The organism is Flavobacterium cauense R2A-7, assembly GCF_000498475.1.
In the GTDB taxonomy this organism is placed as follows: Bacteria; Bacteroidota; Bacteroidia; order Flavobacteriales; family Flavobacteriaceae; genus Flavobacterium; species Flavobacterium cauense.
The window spans coordinates 1-14,877 of sequence record NZ_AVBI01000019.1 but is presented as its reverse complement, the minus strand read 5'-3'; the positions used below and the strand labels follow the sequence as shown (position 1 = coordinate 14,877).

The 14,877-nt window shown below is 36.6% G+C and carries 13 protein-coding genes; 4 read left to right on the top strand and 9 right to left on the bottom strand.

Features of this window, described 5'->3' with window-relative positions; genetic code table 11:
- Nucleotides 1-247: 247 nt before the first annotated feature.
- From FCR2A7T_RS15315 to FCR2A7T_RS10015, 9 genes are all read right to left on the bottom strand, one after another.
- The gene (locus FCR2A7T_RS15315) at nt 248-892 is read right to left on the bottom strand and encodes a hypothetical protein (RefSeq protein ID WP_023571177.1); all 645 of its coding nucleotides are present in this window, start codon (nt 890-892) and stop codon (nt 248-250) included.
- 161 nt (nt 893-1,053) lie between these two features.
- Nucleotides 1,054-2,823, bottom strand: a complete 1,770-nt coding sequence (rpsA, locus tag FCR2A7T_RS10050; protein ID WP_023571176.1) for a 30S ribosomal protein S1 — start codon at nt 2,821-2,823, stop codon at nt 1,054-1,056.
- Between the two features lie 344 nt (nt 2,824-3,167).
- Nucleotides 3,168-4,424, bottom strand: a complete 1,257-nt coding sequence (locus tag FCR2A7T_RS10045; protein WP_023571175.1) for a nucleoside permease — start codon at nt 4,422-4,424, stop codon at nt 3,168-3,170.
- Nucleotides 4,425-4,547: 123 nt separating this feature from the next.
- On the bottom strand, nt 4,548-5,237 hold the full coding sequence (gene cmk / locus FCR2A7T_RS10040; RefSeq protein WP_023571174.1) for a (d)CMP kinase: 690 nt from the start codon (nt 5,235-5,237) through the stop codon (nt 4,548-4,550).
- A 286-nt stretch (nt 5,238-5,523) separates the two neighbouring features.
- Nucleotides 5,524-6,543 (bottom strand): type IX secretion system protein PorQ, encoded by a 1,020-nt coding sequence (porQ, locus tag FCR2A7T_RS10035; RefSeq protein WP_023571173.1) that lies wholly within the window; start codon nt 6,541-6,543, stop codon nt 5,524-5,526.
- Between the two features lie 109 nt (nt 6,544-6,652).
- A complete protein-coding gene (gene lon, locus FCR2A7T_RS10030; RefSeq protein ID WP_023571172.1) occupies nt 6,653-9,103 on the bottom strand; it encodes an endopeptidase La in 2,451 nt (816 codons plus the stop codon).
- A 191-nt stretch (nt 9,104-9,294) separates the two neighbouring features.
- Nucleotides 9,295-9,783: a lipocalin family protein gene (locus FCR2A7T_RS10025; RefSeq protein WP_158634615.1), complete on the bottom strand. Its 489-nt coding sequence runs from the start codon at nt 9,781-9,783 to the stop codon at nt 9,295-9,297.
- Nucleotides 9,784-9,877: 94 nt separating this feature from the next.
- Nucleotides 9,878-11,191, bottom strand: a complete 1,314-nt coding sequence (locus FCR2A7T_RS10020) for an MFS transporter (protein WP_023571170.1) — start codon at nt 11,189-11,191, stop codon at nt 9,878-9,880.
- Nucleotides 11,192-11,253: 62 nt separating this feature from the next.
- Nucleotides 11,254-12,072 (bottom strand): M48 family metallopeptidase, encoded by an 819-nt coding sequence (locus FCR2A7T_RS10015; protein ID WP_023571169.1) that lies wholly within the window; start codon nt 12,070-12,072, stop codon nt 11,254-11,256.
- Nucleotides 12,073-12,244: 172 nt separating this feature from the next.
- Between FCR2A7T_RS10015 and FCR2A7T_RS10010 the strand changes: the two genes are divergently transcribed.
- From FCR2A7T_RS10010 to FCR2A7T_RS09995, 4 genes are read left to right on the top strand one after another with little or no spacing between them, the layout of a single operon-like run.
- Nucleotides 12,245-13,099 (top strand): alpha/beta fold hydrolase, encoded by an 855-nt coding sequence (locus FCR2A7T_RS10010; protein WP_023571167.1) that lies wholly within the window; start codon nt 12,245-12,247, stop codon nt 13,097-13,099.
- A 5-nt stretch (nt 13,100-13,104) separates the two neighbouring features.
- Nucleotides 13,105-13,581, top strand: a complete 477-nt coding sequence (msrB, locus tag FCR2A7T_RS10005) for a peptide-methionine (R)-S-oxide reductase MsrB (RefSeq protein ID WP_035118221.1) — start codon at nt 13,105-13,107, stop codon at nt 13,579-13,581.
- On the top strand, nt 13,578-13,970 hold the full coding sequence (gene msrB / locus FCR2A7T_RS10000; RefSeq protein ID WP_035118209.1) for a peptide-methionine (R)-S-oxide reductase MsrB: 393 nt from the start codon (nt 13,578-13,580) through the stop codon (nt 13,968-13,970). Before msrB (FCR2A7T_RS10005) ends, msrB (FCR2A7T_RS10000) begins: the two co-directional genes overlap by 4 nt.
- 4 nt (nt 13,971-13,974) lie before the next feature.
- Nucleotides 13,975-14,616 carry an endonuclease III domain-containing protein gene (locus FCR2A7T_RS09995; RefSeq protein WP_023571164.1) on the top strand — a complete coding sequence of 214 codons (642 nt, stop codon included), beginning with the start codon at nt 13,975-13,977 and terminating at the stop codon, nt 14,614-14,616.
- The last annotated feature ends 261 nt before the right edge of the window (nt 14,617-14,877 follow it).

The following is a 14,877-nucleotide window of genomic DNA, read 5'->3' as shown; positions in this document are numbered from 1 at the left end:
GGGGAATTATTAGTGCAAAATAAATCAGTTAAATTTATCAGATTTTCGACATTTATTTCCGTTAAATTGTTGAAACTGCAATCAATACCAGTTAAATTAGTATTAGTACTTAAATCAATTGATGTCAACAGATTTGAACGAAATGAAAGTATTTGTAAATTATTAAAAGTACTAACATCTAAAGCAGTAAGTAAATTATCATCGATAAATAAGCTTAGCAGATTGGGTGCATTTAAATTAAAAGATGTTAAAGATGTAATCTGATGGAGCTACATTCAAGATATGAAAGATTTGAGAGGTGATTTAGATTTAATACAGGCAAATGATTACTACCAAATTCAAGGTTAGTGATATTATTGGAATTATTTAGATTCAATGCACTCAAGTTATTTTGACTACAGTTTAAATAGGTGAGATTAGGCTTGTTACTCACGTCCAAAGAAGTTAGCCCATTTGACCAACAAAGCAATGTCGTCAGATTGTTATTAGATGTCACATTTAAAGAAGTCATCGAATTCAGACTGCAGTTCAAATATTGCAAAGCTGTTAAAGCATTTAGATTGAGAGACGATATACTATTATCAACACATATAAACGAAGCTAAATTTGTGAAATTTTCTAAACCGGATACATCGTAAATTTTAGAAAAATAGTTATTTGGATTAAATGTAATGTCAAGATACTTAACATTTAGCGCCTCTGAAAACTCTATTTCCCCATTGCTATTAGCATCAATTTTAATTGGATTCCCAGATAAATCTTTCGCAATGTTATTAGTTGGATCGGATAATAGTAATTTGGCTTTAAAATGCGTATTTGTAAAAGTAACAACCTTTGCATTTGCCCCAGTCATAAAAGACAGCACGAATAATAAATAGTAGAATTTCTTCATTTGAGAGTACGTTAATTGGACCAAATGTAAACATAAATATTCTATATAAACGAATTTTCCTATAAATTAACAAATGTGGCAAAATTTATTTATATTAAATTCGGCCATAAAAAAAGCCCCCACTTTCGCGAGGGCTTTTAACTATTCAGATTAAGAAAGAATTAGTTTCCTCCTTTTTCCATTTTCGCTTTTAATTCAGCAAGAATATCATTGTTATCTCCTAATGTAGATGCTTGTGCATTTGTAGAAGATGTAGTGTTAGATTCGGCCGCTTTCACGTTTTTCTCTTCTTCTTCACGGAAAATAGCCGTGTGAGAAGCCACTACTCTTTTAAATTCTTTGTTGAACTCGATTACTTTGAAATCAGCAGTATCACCTTTTTTCAATTTCTTTCCGTCTTCTTTTTCAAGGTGACGTGTAGGAATGAAAGCAACGATATCTTCACCAAATTCTACAGTAGCTCCTTTGTCAACGATTTCAGAGATAGTTCCGTTGTGGATAGTTCCAACTGCGAAACCTTCTTCATATTTGTCCCAAGGATTAGCAGTAGTTTGTTTGTGACCTAAAGATAATTTACGTCCTTCAACATCTAATTCTAATACTACTACGTCTAATTTATCACCAACGTTAACAAATTCAGACGGGTGTTTGATTTTCTTAGTCCAAGAAAGATCAGAGATGTATACTAAACCGTCAATTCCTTCTTCTAACTCAACAAAAATTCCGAAGTTAGTAAAGTTTCTAACGATTCCAGTGTGTTTAGAACCTACTGGGTATTTAGCAGTAATGTCAGTCCAAGGATCTTGCGTTAATTGCTTGATACCTAAAGACATTTTACGGTCTTCTCTGTCTAAAGTTAAGATAACTGCCTCAACAGTATCACCCACTTTTACGAAATCCTGAGCACTTCTTAAGTGAGTAGACCAAGACATTTCAGATACGTGGATTAAACCTTCAACACCTTCAGCAACTTCAATAAATGCACCGTAATCAGCGATTACAACTACTTTACCTTTTACTTTATCACCAACTTTTAAGTTAGCATCTAAAGCATCCCAAGGGTGAGCGTTTAATTGTTTTAAACCTAATTGGATTCTTGTTTTCTCATCATCGAAATCAAGGATTACCACGTTAAGTTTTTGGTCTAATTCAAGAACTTCAGATGGGTGGTTGATTCTTGACCAAGATAAGTCAGTGATGTGGATTAATCCGTCTACACCTCCTAAGTCAATGAACACACCGTAAGAAGTAATGTTTTTAACAACACCTTCTAATACTTGTCCTTTTTCTAATTGACCAATGATTTCTTTTTTCTGTACTTCAATATCCGCTTCGATAAGCGCTTTGTGAGAAACAACAACGTTTTTGAACTCATGGTTGATTTTCACAACTTTGAACTCCATAGTTTTGTTTACATATTGATCGTAATCACGGATAGGTTTCACGTCGATTTGAGAACCTGGTAAGAAAGCTTCAATACCAAATACGTCAACGATCATACCACCTTTAGTTCTGCATTTAACGAAACCGTTAACGATTTCTCCAGTTTCATTAGCAGCGATAACTCTATCCCAAGCTTTGATTGTACGTGCTTTTCTGTGAGATAATACTAACTGACCTGATTTGTCCTCACGAACGTCAATTAATACTTCTACTTTGTCTCCAACTTTTAAGTTTGGATTGTAACGGAACTCGTTTAAAGAAATTACACCTTCAGATTTAGCGTTGATGTCAACGATAGCATCTCTTTCAGTGATTCTAACAACTACACCTTCCACTACCTCTTCAGCATCTGTAGAGATAAAAGTTTTAGCTACTAATTCTTCGAATTCCTGTAAGTTTTTCTCGTCTACTGCATCGATACCTTCTTCGAAGTTATGCCAGTTAAAATTCGCTAAAAACTCTTCTTGTGATTTTAATGTTTCAGACATGTCTGATAAAAAATTTGTATGCCGTGCCTCTCGAGTTTCGTAATGCGATAGAAAACAACAGCAGTGTTTTACATAAATAGTTGATACCTAATGGAAACTCTTCTCTGCCAAAAGGTTTGCAAAGGTAATTCTTTTTTTAATATTACAAAAGTTATTGAAAAAGAAAATAGAATATAGAGAATAGAATAAAGACTTGATTATCAGAAGCGAATGGTTCGGGCATTTTTGGAAAGCATATTCCCGCTGTCCGCGCTACACGGTAGCTTGCTCCCATCGGGGCTATTGAGGAATTGTATTGCATGTCAGCCAACAAAAAACCCGATAAAACTCATCGGGTTTGTATTTTAATGTGCAATATTCTCCACATCTTTCGGATTGTGCTCGTGTTTGAACAATACCGCAAACGCTATGGCAACTATAAATGCATAAACTGCGAATGAAATCCAGATATTATGCCAATCTCTTTGTCCATCGTGAGTAAAGTATTTGTCTATTGCCCAACCGGAAGTAAAACTTCCCAAAACCGCACCAAATCCATTAGTCATCATCATGAACAACCCTTGGGCCGAAGATCTGATTTTAGAATTCGTGGAAGTCTCCACAAACAAGGAACCAGAAATATTAAAGAAATCGAAGGCCATTCCGTAAACGATACACGACAGGATAATCATCCACAAGCCGTCTGTAGGGTTTCCGAAGGCGAACAATCCGAAACGAAATACCCAGGCAAACATCGATATCAACATCACTTTTTTGATTCCGAATTTTTTAAGGAAGAACGGTATCGCTAAAATAAACAACGTTTCCGATATTTGGGAAATCGACATAATGATTGTCGAATATTTCACTACAAAAGAATCTGCATATTCCGGCACACGTTTGAATTCATCCAAAAACACGTCACCGTATGCATTCGTCAACTGTAACGCCCCGCCTAAAAACATCGAAAATATAAAAAACAAAGCCATTTTATAGCTTCCAAACAACTTAAAAGCTTCCAATCCAATCGACTCCATAAAAGAAGCTTTTTCGCTTTTTAAATGTTGTGGCTTACATTTAGGCAACGTAAAAGAATAGATTCCCAACAATATTGCTGCGATTCCGGCAATATAAAATTGATATTCTGAAGCTTTATTTCCGGAAAGATTGGTTACCCACATCGCAACGATAAACCCAACGGTTCCCCAAACACGAATCGGAGGAAAATCTTTAACCACATCGGCTTCACTATCATTTTTTAAAGATGTGTAAGAAATGGAATTGGATAGCGCAATTGTAGGCATGTAAAAACACATGGCCAACAACATAATATAAATAAAATCCGTTGGTGTTGTTACTTGTGGAAGGTAAAACAAAACGCAGCCATACAACACATGAAGTATTCCGTATAATCGTTCTGCATTAACCCACCTGTCTGCAATGATTCCCGTTAGAGTCGGCATAAACAAAGAAGCAATCCCCATGGTTCCAAAAACCAAACCAAATTGAGTTCCGTCCCATTGTTTGGTTCCAAACCAATAATTTGCAATTGTGATAAGCCAGGCACCCCAAACAAAGAACTGTAAAAAGTTCATAAGGGTTAAACGTAATTTAATATTCATAAGTAGTTTTAAGTTGGGTTAATTTTAATCAAGCCGGTAAATCTAACACTAAAAACAAAAAATCCAAAATAATTTAAACTAATCTATTAATTCAAACTATTTTGGATACAATGCTTAATTGATTTAAGCGGTTACTTTATCGCTGACTAAATTCAAAACCAATTGGAATTGTTCTTTTTTAGACATCGCAGAATTATCAACTTCAATTGCATCTGCGGCTTTTACCAAAGGAGAATCTTCACGGTGAGTATCAATATAATCACGTTCCATTACATTTTGCAAAACATCTTTGTATGTAACGTGCTGTCCTTTTTCCACCAATTCATCAAACCGGCGTTGTGCTCGGGTTTCCGGACTGGCAGTCATGAATATTTTAAGTTCGGCATTCGGAAAAACCACGGTTCCGATATCACGGCCATCCATAACAATCGCTTTATTTTTTCCCATTTGCTGCTGCTGTTCTACCAATTTGGAACGCACTTCCGAAATTTCCGCAACTTTACTTACCAAACGGGAAACTTCCAACGTACGGATTTCTGTTTCCACATTCTTACCGTTTAAAAACATTTCGGCAAAACCCAACTCAGGATTAAATTCAAAATGCAGGTGTAAATCGGGTAAACTTTCAATCAGTTTGTTTTTATCTAAATGATTTTCAGAAACATAATGATGCTGCATGGCAAAAAAAGTCACGGCACGATACATTGCACCAGTGTCTACATAAACGTATCCCAAATGCTTGGCCAATTGTTTCGCCAGCGTACTTTTTCCTGTTGACGAATATCCGTCTATTGCTATTGTGATTTTTTTCAACTTTTATTTCTTTTATAAAGAGTATCTGACTCCGTATATTTTTATTTTCTCTCTTTTTTCTGAATTACTCTATGTAATTCTTCGACAGGCTCAGAATTACAAATAGTAAACTTATGTTTTTTTTTCTGTGACCCTCTTCTGAATTACTTTATGAGATTCTTCGACAGGCTCAGAATGACAAATAGTGCGCTTATAGCACAGCTTTTTGTTATATACTTTTGCTTCCTACTTCCTACTTCCTACTTCCTACTTCCTACTTCCTGCCTTCTGCTATCCACTTCCCAACTTACTGCAAATTGATTGTCAATCCAAACAAACTCATATTGGCAGCAATGGTATATCGCGAATACGAATAATCGAATTTAATTTTATTGAATCGCAGTCCAAAACCGGCAGAAATCCCTGAAAAATTACGCTGATCGACAATTTTCAACTCCTCACCTCTTCTGAAATTATAACTCAGCCTAAAATTAATACTTTTTTTCGGGAACAATTCCGCCCCTATAATAACATGTCGGAACGCGTTGTTAAAAAAAGTAACTTTTTCTTCTTTTCCCGGACCGTCAATTGTGGCTTCGGTTCGATTTGGATTACTGAACGCAATATTCCACTGTTGCAGATTCTCAAGTGTTAAATGCCATCGAAGCGGAACATTTTCCAATTCCTGTGAAATTCCGGCAATCACTTCCATTGGCAGTTTTTCTCTGTCGCCGGCATAAGTAGTTATTTGTGTTCCGATATTCCGAACTACAACCGCTATATTGATATCATTTTTTTCGTCAACATACAAACCACCAATATCGGCAGCTGCTCCAAAAGACTGATACGATTCCAAAGTAGACGAAATCAGTTTCACATTGGCTCCTATATAAATTGGTGTCCACGGAATATTATAAGCATAACCGCCCGATAGCGCAATTTCACTACCGGTGAAATCACCACTTTTCTGACCGTTTTCGTCATATCCTTCAAATTGTCCGTAATTAACATAATTCACGCCTAAATGTAGGGTTTGCACATGACGATCCCATGTATAAGCATAAGCACCTGTGCCATAAGTAACCTCCCCGAAATAACTTCCGTAATTCAGCGAAAGATGGTTGTCCATTTCCGGATTGATGGTAGCCGGATTGTAAATTCCCTGATTTACATCCTGATCGTAAATGGTTACTGTTTTTCCACCCAAGGCAGCCTGACGCGGAGAAGTGACCAAATTCAGAAACTGATAGGTATATTTTCCTCCAATCTGACTGTAAGTAACAGCACAAATCAGCAGAAAATAAAGAGTCAGTAGTTTCTTGTACATTTTGGTTTTTCGTTTCTGAATAAATAACGCAAATGCGAAGATAAAATTATAAACGGGATTACACAAAAAAAGAGATTCCAACTTATTGCTAAATTGGAATCTTCTTTATTTATATTTTTTTGGCGTTCTTCACCTTTTGGTTTGTTATGGCGATGTTGAGGACTTCCTCCATCGTATCGACATAATGGAATATTAATCCTTCGATATATTCCGGTTTGATTTCATCAATGTCGTGTTTGTTTTCCTTACAAAGAATGATCTCCTTAATATTGGCTCTTTTGGCCGCTAAAATTTTCTCTTTAATTCCGCCTACCGGCAATACTTTTCCACGAAGTGTAATTTCGCCGGTCATGGCTAAACTTTTCTTAACACGTTTTTGAGTAAAACTGGAAACCAAAGACGTTAACATTGCCACTCCGGCACTTGGTCCGTCTTTAGGGGTTGCACCTTCCGGTACGTGGATGTGAATGTTGTATTTCTCAAGGGTTTCAGGTTCGATACCTAATTTTTCGGCATTGGATTTTATGTATTCCAAAGCGATGGTTACCGATTCTTTCATTACCGTTCCCAGATTTCCAGTCATGGTCATTGCTCCTTTTCCTTTGGAAATAATGGATTCTATAAATAAAATATCACCACCAACGCTGGTCCACGCCAAACCGGTAACTACTCCGGCTGTTTCGTTGTTTTCGTATTTATCACGCTCTAATCGTGGTGCACCCAATACTTTTACAATGTCTTCATCGGTTACTTTTTTATTGTATTCTTCTTCCAAAGCAATACATTTTGCCGCATTTCGAACTACCGAAGCGATTTTTTTCTCCAACGAACGCACACCGGATTCTCGGGTATACCCCACAGCGATTTTCTCCAGTTGTTTTTTACCGATTTGTAAATCTTTCGAAGTTAATCCGTGTTCTTTTAACTGTTTCGGAAGCAAATGCTGTTTTGCGATTTCTACTTTTTCCTCAATCGTATAACCCGTCATGTTAATTACTTCCATACGATCGCGCAGCGCCGGCTGAATACTTGTCATACTGTTGGAAGTCGCAATAAACATAACTTTAGACAAATCGAAGCCCATTTCTAGGAAATTATCGTAGAAATCCGAATTTTGCTCCGGATCCAACACTTCCAATAATGCCGAAGACGGATCTCCGTTAAAACTACTCGATAATTTATCAATTTCATCCAAAACAAAAACTGGATTTGATGTTCCGGCTTTCTTTAAACTTTGAATAATTCGTCCCGGCATTGCACCGATATACGTTTTACGATGTCCTCGAATTTCCGCTTCATCGCGCAATCCTCCTAACGAGATGCGAACATATTGTCGGCCCAAAGCTTCTGCGATTGATTTTCCAATTGAGGTTTTACCCACCCCCGGAGGTCCGTACAAACATAAAATTGGCGATTTCATGTCGTTTCGCAATTTCAACACCGCTAAATGTTCGATAATACGTTTTTTAACATCGTCCAACCCGAAATGATCGCGGTCTAATATTTTCTGTGCGTTTTTTAAATCAAATTTATCTTTAGAATATTCATTCCATGGTAATTCCAAAAACAACTCCAAATAATTGCGTTGAATTCCGAAATCAGGCGCTTGCGGATTCATACGTTGCAACTTGGAAATTTCCTTATCAAAATGTTGCGCTACTTTTTCATCCCATTTTTTGGATTTGGCTTTGATGCGCATTTCTTCGATTTCCTGATCGTGTGAAACGCCACCCAGTTCTTCCTGAATGGTTTTCATTTGCTGATGAAGGAAATATTCGCGCTGTTGCTGATCCAAATCGAAACGGACTTTGGACTGAATATCGTTTTTCAGTTCTAATTTCTGAAGTTCGATATTCATGAAACGCAATGTTTCTAACGCTCTGTCTTTTAAATTATTAATAGTCAACAACTCTTGTTTTTCATCCACGGAAAGATTCATATTGGACGAAACAAAACTGATTAAAAACGGATTGCTTTCAATGTTTTTGATAGCAAAAGTAGCTTCTGTTGGAATGTTCGGACTCTCCTTAATGATTTGGATTGCCAATTCTTTTACCGAATCCATAATGGCCAAAAATTCCTTATCCTTGGCTTTCGGACGTATTTCGGTAACTTCTTTTATTTTCGCTTTCAGATAGGGTTCTTCTGTAGTAACCGAATCGATTTCGAAACGTTTTTTTCCTTGCAGGATGACCGTTGTGTTTCCATCCGGTAATTTCAAAACACGGAGAATTCTCGCCACTGTACCCACATTGTGAATATCTGCAGCGGTTGGCTCTTCTACGTTTTCATCACGCTGTGCCACAACTCCGATAATTTTATCACCGGCATTGGCATCATTAATTAATTTAATGGATTTATCTCTTCCTGCAGTAATAGGAATCACAACCCCTGGAAAAAGCACGGTATTGCGCAAAGGCAATATGGGCAATTCTTCCGGGAGCAATTCGTTATTCATTTCTTCTTCATCTTCGGGAGTTAATAGCGGAATTAATTCGGCATCGGTATCGATTTCCTGAAGTGACAGATTGTCAAGTGTGAGTATTTTTTGATTTGACATACTATATTTGCGACTTTTTGTCATTAAACAATAAAAAACAAACAATTATTTTGATGCCCTCAAAATAACTATTCTGCTGAATATCAATACAAATTTACATTATTATTGAAACTCTCAGGTACTATAGGACAATCTTTATGCCATAAAAAAACCCGAAGCAATTTCGGGTTTTAAAAATAGTATTGAAAATATTATTGTTTCGTATAGATTATAGTGATTCCTGAGGTTAAGAAAACCGGAACATCAACCGGAATACCAACTATAGTTCCTAAATCTTCTCTTATTGTTAAAGTATCTCCTAAAATAGTATATGTATCTGTAAACGTTTCTCCAGATTCTGTATACGTTAAAATCAACTGACTTCCGGAACGCACCCAAGTTCCTGTTATGATTGGATCTGTAAAACACTCTAATGCATCTGTAGCAGAAATATCAACACCTCTTGAATCAGCACTAAACGTATTGTTTTCATTAAGCGTTAAAAACATATTGTTATAACAAGTTGTTTCAGACATTTGATTAGTTGAAGCAGTACCGTCATTATTCAAATCTGTTCTGACATCCGTATTGAAAGCAGTTAAACGATATCTTCCAGTAATAACAGTGGTATCTCCGGTAACAACAGCAGGATCAATAGGTTCTGTATCACCGCAAGAAGTAAATAAAGCTGCTCCAAACACTATGAATGTTGCTAAAATTTTAAATCTTTTCATAATTATTTATCAGTAGATTTTTTAAAAGTTTTCCAAATATAATATTATTTTTCTTTCATCGTTATTTTTTAGGTACTCTTATCAATAAAAAAACACCGGCTATAAAAAATACTGCCAAAAACACGATTGAATTTCGCATACTTCCGGTTATCTGATCTATTAATCCGTACAAAACCATTCCTATAACAATTCCTATTTTTTCAGCAACATCATAAAAACTAAAAAAGGAAGCTGTATCTTTAGTTTCCGGCAAAAACTTAGAATAAGTGGAACGAGAAAGGGATTGAATCCCGCCCATAACCAATCCAACAAAACCGGCTGTAACATAAAAATGAACCGGAAGCGTCACAAAAAATGCGGTGATACAAATTACTACCCAAATGCAATTGATTCCGATAAGCGCATTGATATTTCCAAATTTCTCAGACATTCTCGAGGTAATTACCGCACCTAAAACCGCTACCAGCTGAATTACCAAAATACTGATAATTAATCCCATAGTTCTTTGAGAATCTGATTCCCATGCGATTTCCTGCTCACCGAAATAAGTTGCCACTAACATAACGGTTTGCACAGCCATACTGTAAACAAAAAAACTAAGCAAATATCGTTTCAAACGAAGGTTTTCTTCCATCAGATGCCAAACTTTCTTCAACTCTCTGAATCCGTTAAAAATGACAGCAGTATGTACTTTCCCGTTTCCGTTAGTTCCTTTCGGCAGGTAATAAAAAGCATATTGACTGAAAACAATCCACCAAATTCCAACCGATATAAAGGAATAACGCATGGCTTTCATAGCAGCCTCCCCTTCGGTTCCAGTAATACCGAAAAGTGTTGGTTTCATAACCATCGCTAAATTAAAAATAAGCAAAACCACACTTCCCAAATAGCCCATGGAATAACCTTTGGCACTGATTCGGTCCTGTTGTTCCGGAAAAGCAATATCCGGAAGATACGAATTATAAAAAACAAGGCTTCCCCAAAAACCTATCAGTCCGAAGAAATAACATGCCAAACTGAAATAAATATTTTCCAAATCAAACCAACAAAGTCCAATACTGGAAGTAGCCCCTAGATAACAGAAGAATCGCATGAACGATTTTTTATTTCCGGCATAATCGGCAATTCCGGAAAGTAGGGGTGAAAAAAAGGCAACCATCAAAAAGGCAGCAGCTGTTGTAAAACTAATTAATGCCGTACTTTTTAATGTAGTTCCGAAAACTTCAATATTCAGATTCCCTCTTTCTTTAAAAAGACTTCCGTAGTAAATAGGAAAAATAGCAGAAGCAATAACCAAGCTATAGACAGAGTTGGCCCAATCATAAGAAGCCCAAGCATTTAATAATTTAGAATTCCCTTTTTCAAGTTGTTTCATAGTAGTTTTTAGATATAAAAAAATCCCGACTTACATCGGGATTCGAATATACATATTTTTTCTTACTTAAAGGTCACTCCAAATTTTGCTGCCTCGGCTTTTGCATTTGGAATTAATTTTTTCAAATTGGCAATTCTGGTAGCATCAGAAGGATGGGTACTCATAAATTCTGGCGGTTTTTGCCCTCCGGAATTCGCCGACATTCGTTCCCAAAAAGTAACTGCAGTATCGGGATTATAGCCCGCAATAGCCATTAATGTCAGTCCTATCATGTCTGCTTCGCTTTCATGAGCGCGGCTGAATGGTAACATTCCTCCAAACTGAGTTGTAGCCCCATACGCTGTCATTGCTAATTGTTGCGTTTCTTCACTTTTATTACCGGTTGCCGCTGCAACACCAACTGCACCAACTTGTTGCAACAATCCGGCACTCATACGTTGCTGTCCGTGATTTGCCAATGCGTGTGCCACTTCATGGCCCATAACGGTTGCCATTCCGGCATCATCTTTACAAATAGGCAGAATTCCGGTATAAAAAACAATCTTCCCACCTGGCATACACCAGGCATTCACCTCTTTGCTGTCTACTAAATTGTATTCCCACTTATAATCTTTCAGGTAGCCTTCATAACCATTAGCGTTAAGCCATTTTTCAGAAGCTACTTTAATTTTCATACCTACACTTTCTACTCTTTGTGCATCTTTGGTTCCTTTAACGACTTTATTTTCGCCAAGAAACTGATTGTATTGTTGAAAAGAGGAAGGGAAAATTTCGCTGTTTGACACTAAAGCCATAGTGCTTTTACCAGTAAACGGATTCTTTGCACAAGAAATCACTAATGCTAACGAACCTGCTAAGATAAATCCGGTTTTTAAATTCATAACGTAAGATTTTTAATAAACAAAATTAATGAATTGTCCTTTTACCATTGTTAATAAAGGTACAAAATATTATACTTCTTTTCAGTTACAAATAAAACGCCAAACGATATTTAAGAATTATTTATCATTTAAAACCTTCGGAATAAAGTAAATTGCAGCATATTTTACAATAATGAAAAAGCCAAAACATCAGCAAACCATCAAAATCCCAAAAGGAATACTTTTTACCGCTAAAGCTCTGGAAATCATATCTCCAAAACTGGCCACTAAATTTGCTATTAAATTATTCACCACGCCCATCCGTCATAAACTTCCAAAAAGAGAAATCGAAATGGATGTTAAAAGCAAGCAACAATTAGTAAAAATTGAAGCGATAAATAAAGAAATCATGCTGTATCAGTATGGTTCAGGTGAAAAAAAAGTTTTATTGGTTCACGGTTGGTCCGGAAGGGGTACACAATTGGTTAAAATTGCCGATGAATTACTGAAATTAAGCTATTCCACGATTAGTTTCGATGCACCAGGTCACGGAAAATCACCGGGTAAAACCAGTAATATGACCGAATTTATAGCTGCTGCAATGGAAATTGAAAAGCAATTCGGACCGTTTGAATTTGCCATCGGACATTCCTTGGGCGGTATGACAGTTATGAACGCCATTAAAAAAGGGCTAAATGTAAAAAAAGCAGTGATAATTGGAAGTGGTGATGTCGTTCAGGACATTATGGACGATTTTGTACTAAAACTTGGTTTGAAAACAGAGATAAGCAAACTGATGCGAATTGCCTTTGAAAATAAATTAGGGGAAACCATGAACAGTTATTCTGCGTATATAGCTGCAAAGGAAGTTTCGATTCCGGTTTTGATAATTCATGATGAAAATGATGATGATGTTCCGGTAACTGCCGGTCAACACATCCATCAACACCTGAAAAACGGACAAATAATGATTACCAAAGAGTTAGGACATCGAAAAATTTTAGGAGACAGTAAAGTCATTCAAAGAATTGTAGAATTTATTCGATAAGTATTATGAAAAAAATTGTTTTATTATTAGTATGCAGCATCTTCTTTTCTTGCAATGGTCAGGAAAAAAAAGTTGCTAAACAATCCTCTAAAGTCGTGACCACAGAGGAACAATGGAAAGCAAAACTGACTCCGGAACAATACGAAGTTTTAAGAGAAAAAGGAACCGAAAGACCCTTTACAGGAGAATATTGGAAACACTTCGAAAAAGGAATGTATGTTTGTGCAGCTTGCGGAAATCCTTTATTCACTTCCGATGCGAAATTTGATTCCGATTGTGGATGGCCTTCGTTTGATCAAGCCATTGAAGGTTCTGTAAAATATACTCATGACAGCAGTTTCGGGATGGACAGAACCGAAGTAACCTGCGCCAAATGTGATGGGCATCTCGGTCATGTTTTTGATGACGGACCGGTTAAAACAACCGGAAAACGTTTTTGTACCAATTCCGTTTCCATAAAATTTATCCCTGCAAAAAAATGAAATATCCGATAGAAAAATCCGAAGCACAATGGAAAGCCGAGTTGGGTGACGAAAAATACAGAATTCTACGCCAAAAAGGAACCGAATATCCGCATACGGGTGAATATAACCTGCTTTTTGAAAACGGAACCTATTGCTGTGGCGGTTGCGGAGAACCTTTGTTTGAAAGTAATTCCAAATTCGACGGACATTGCGGTTGGCCTTCTTTTGACGAATCCCTTCCCGGAAAAGTCGAATATCTAAAAGACACTTCCCACGGCATGCTTCGTACGGAAATTCTATGTGCAAATTGTGGCGGACATCTCGGACATGTTTTCAATGATGGCCCAACCCAAACCGGCATCCGATATTGTGTAAATTCCTTATCTTTAGATTTCCATAAAAAATAAAGCAATGAATTTATTTGAAGAATCGGTTGATTGGGCAGCAAATTTAAAACCACTCCTTGAAAATTACAAAGGGAGAAAGCATCCGTTGGAATATCAAAATAGTTACCAATTAATGGTTATGGTTATTTTGTCGGCTCAGGATTCCGATGCAAATATTAATAAAATTGCACCATCGTTTTTTGAAGCCTATCCAAATTTGGAAAGTTTGGCCGTTTCAAATGTTGATGCTTTAATTCCACACATTTCTAAAGTCCGGAATTTTGGCACAAAAGCGAGTTGGATTATCGAAATTGCACAACTACTGAAAGAAGACAAAAATATTCCGCTAACGATGGAACGTTTAATAGCTTTAAAAGGAATCGGAAGAAAATCTGCAAATGTGATTATGAGGGAATCAAATATTCCTGCAGAAGGAATTATTGCTGATTTACATGTGATTAGAGTTGCTCCCAGAATTGGCTTAATAGCCGAATCCAAAGACGGCAACAAAGTGGAAAAACAGCTAATGCAGGTTTTACCAAAAGAAATCTGGGGTGAAATCGGGATGTCCATTTCTTTTTTAGGACGCGAAATTTGCAGGCCAACCAATCCGAAATGTGATAATTGTCCAGTTAAGTTTTGCTGTTCTTACTACAAAAACATATAAATTAAGGTTTTTATAAAATTTCAAACCACAAAAATCAAACGGTTAGTTTTTTTGGAGCGAAAGGTTTGGTTTTGATTGCTATACGCAGTTCCCGTGTTCTGTTCTACTTCGTGCCACTCCACCCGGGGCTAATGGGTAATCCATATTCGTTTTGTAGTTTAGAAAACAGCTTGTCAATTACAAAACCCTCACCGAAAAAATTTTATCAAATGAAGAGTAAAATATCTTTACCTCACGCCCTAAATTAAATCATTGATTTAC

What these genes read in the sequence shown, in the direction of transcription:
- FCR2A7T_RS15315 (WP_023571177.1), bottom strand. Translation starts at nt 892, where the DNA reads ATGAAGAAATTCTACTATTTATTATTCGTGCTGTCTTTTATGACTGGG.
- rpsA (WP_023571176.1), bottom strand. Translation starts at nt 2,823, where the DNA reads ATGTCTGAAACATTAAAATCACAAGAAGAGTTTTTAGCGAATTTTAAC.
- FCR2A7T_RS10045 (WP_023571175.1), bottom strand. Translation starts at nt 4,424, where the DNA reads ATGAATATTAAATTACGTTTAACCCTTATGAACTTTTTACAGTTCTTT.
- porQ (WP_023571173.1), bottom strand. Translation starts at nt 6,543, where the DNA reads ATGTACAAGAAACTACTGACTCTTTATTTTCTGCTGATTTGTGCTGTT.
- lon (WP_023571172.1), bottom strand. Translation starts at nt 9,103, where the DNA reads ATGTCAAATCAAAAAATACTCACACTTGACAATCTGTCACTTCAGGAA.
- FCR2A7T_RS10020 (WP_023571170.1), bottom strand. Translation starts at nt 11,191, where the DNA reads ATGAAACAACTTGAAAAAGGGAATTCTAAATTATTAAATGCTTGGGCT.
- FCR2A7T_RS10015 (WP_023571169.1), bottom strand. Translation starts at nt 12,072, where the DNA reads ATGAATTTAAAAACCGGATTTATCTTAGCAGGTTCGTTAGCATTAGTG.
- FCR2A7T_RS10010 (WP_023571167.1), top strand. Translation starts at nt 12,245, where the DNA reads ATGAAAAAGCCAAAACATCAGCAAACCATCAAAATCCCAAAAGGAATA.
- msrB (WP_035118221.1), top strand. Translation starts at nt 13,105, where the DNA reads ATGAAAAAAATTGTTTTATTATTAGTATGCAGCATCTTCTTTTCTTGC.
- msrB (WP_035118209.1), top strand. Translation starts at nt 13,578, where the DNA reads ATGAAATATCCGATAGAAAAATCCGAAGCACAATGGAAAGCCGAGTTG.
- FCR2A7T_RS09995 (WP_023571164.1), top strand. Translation starts at nt 13,975, where the DNA reads ATGAATTTATTTGAAGAATCGGTTGATTGGGCAGCAAATTTAAAACCA.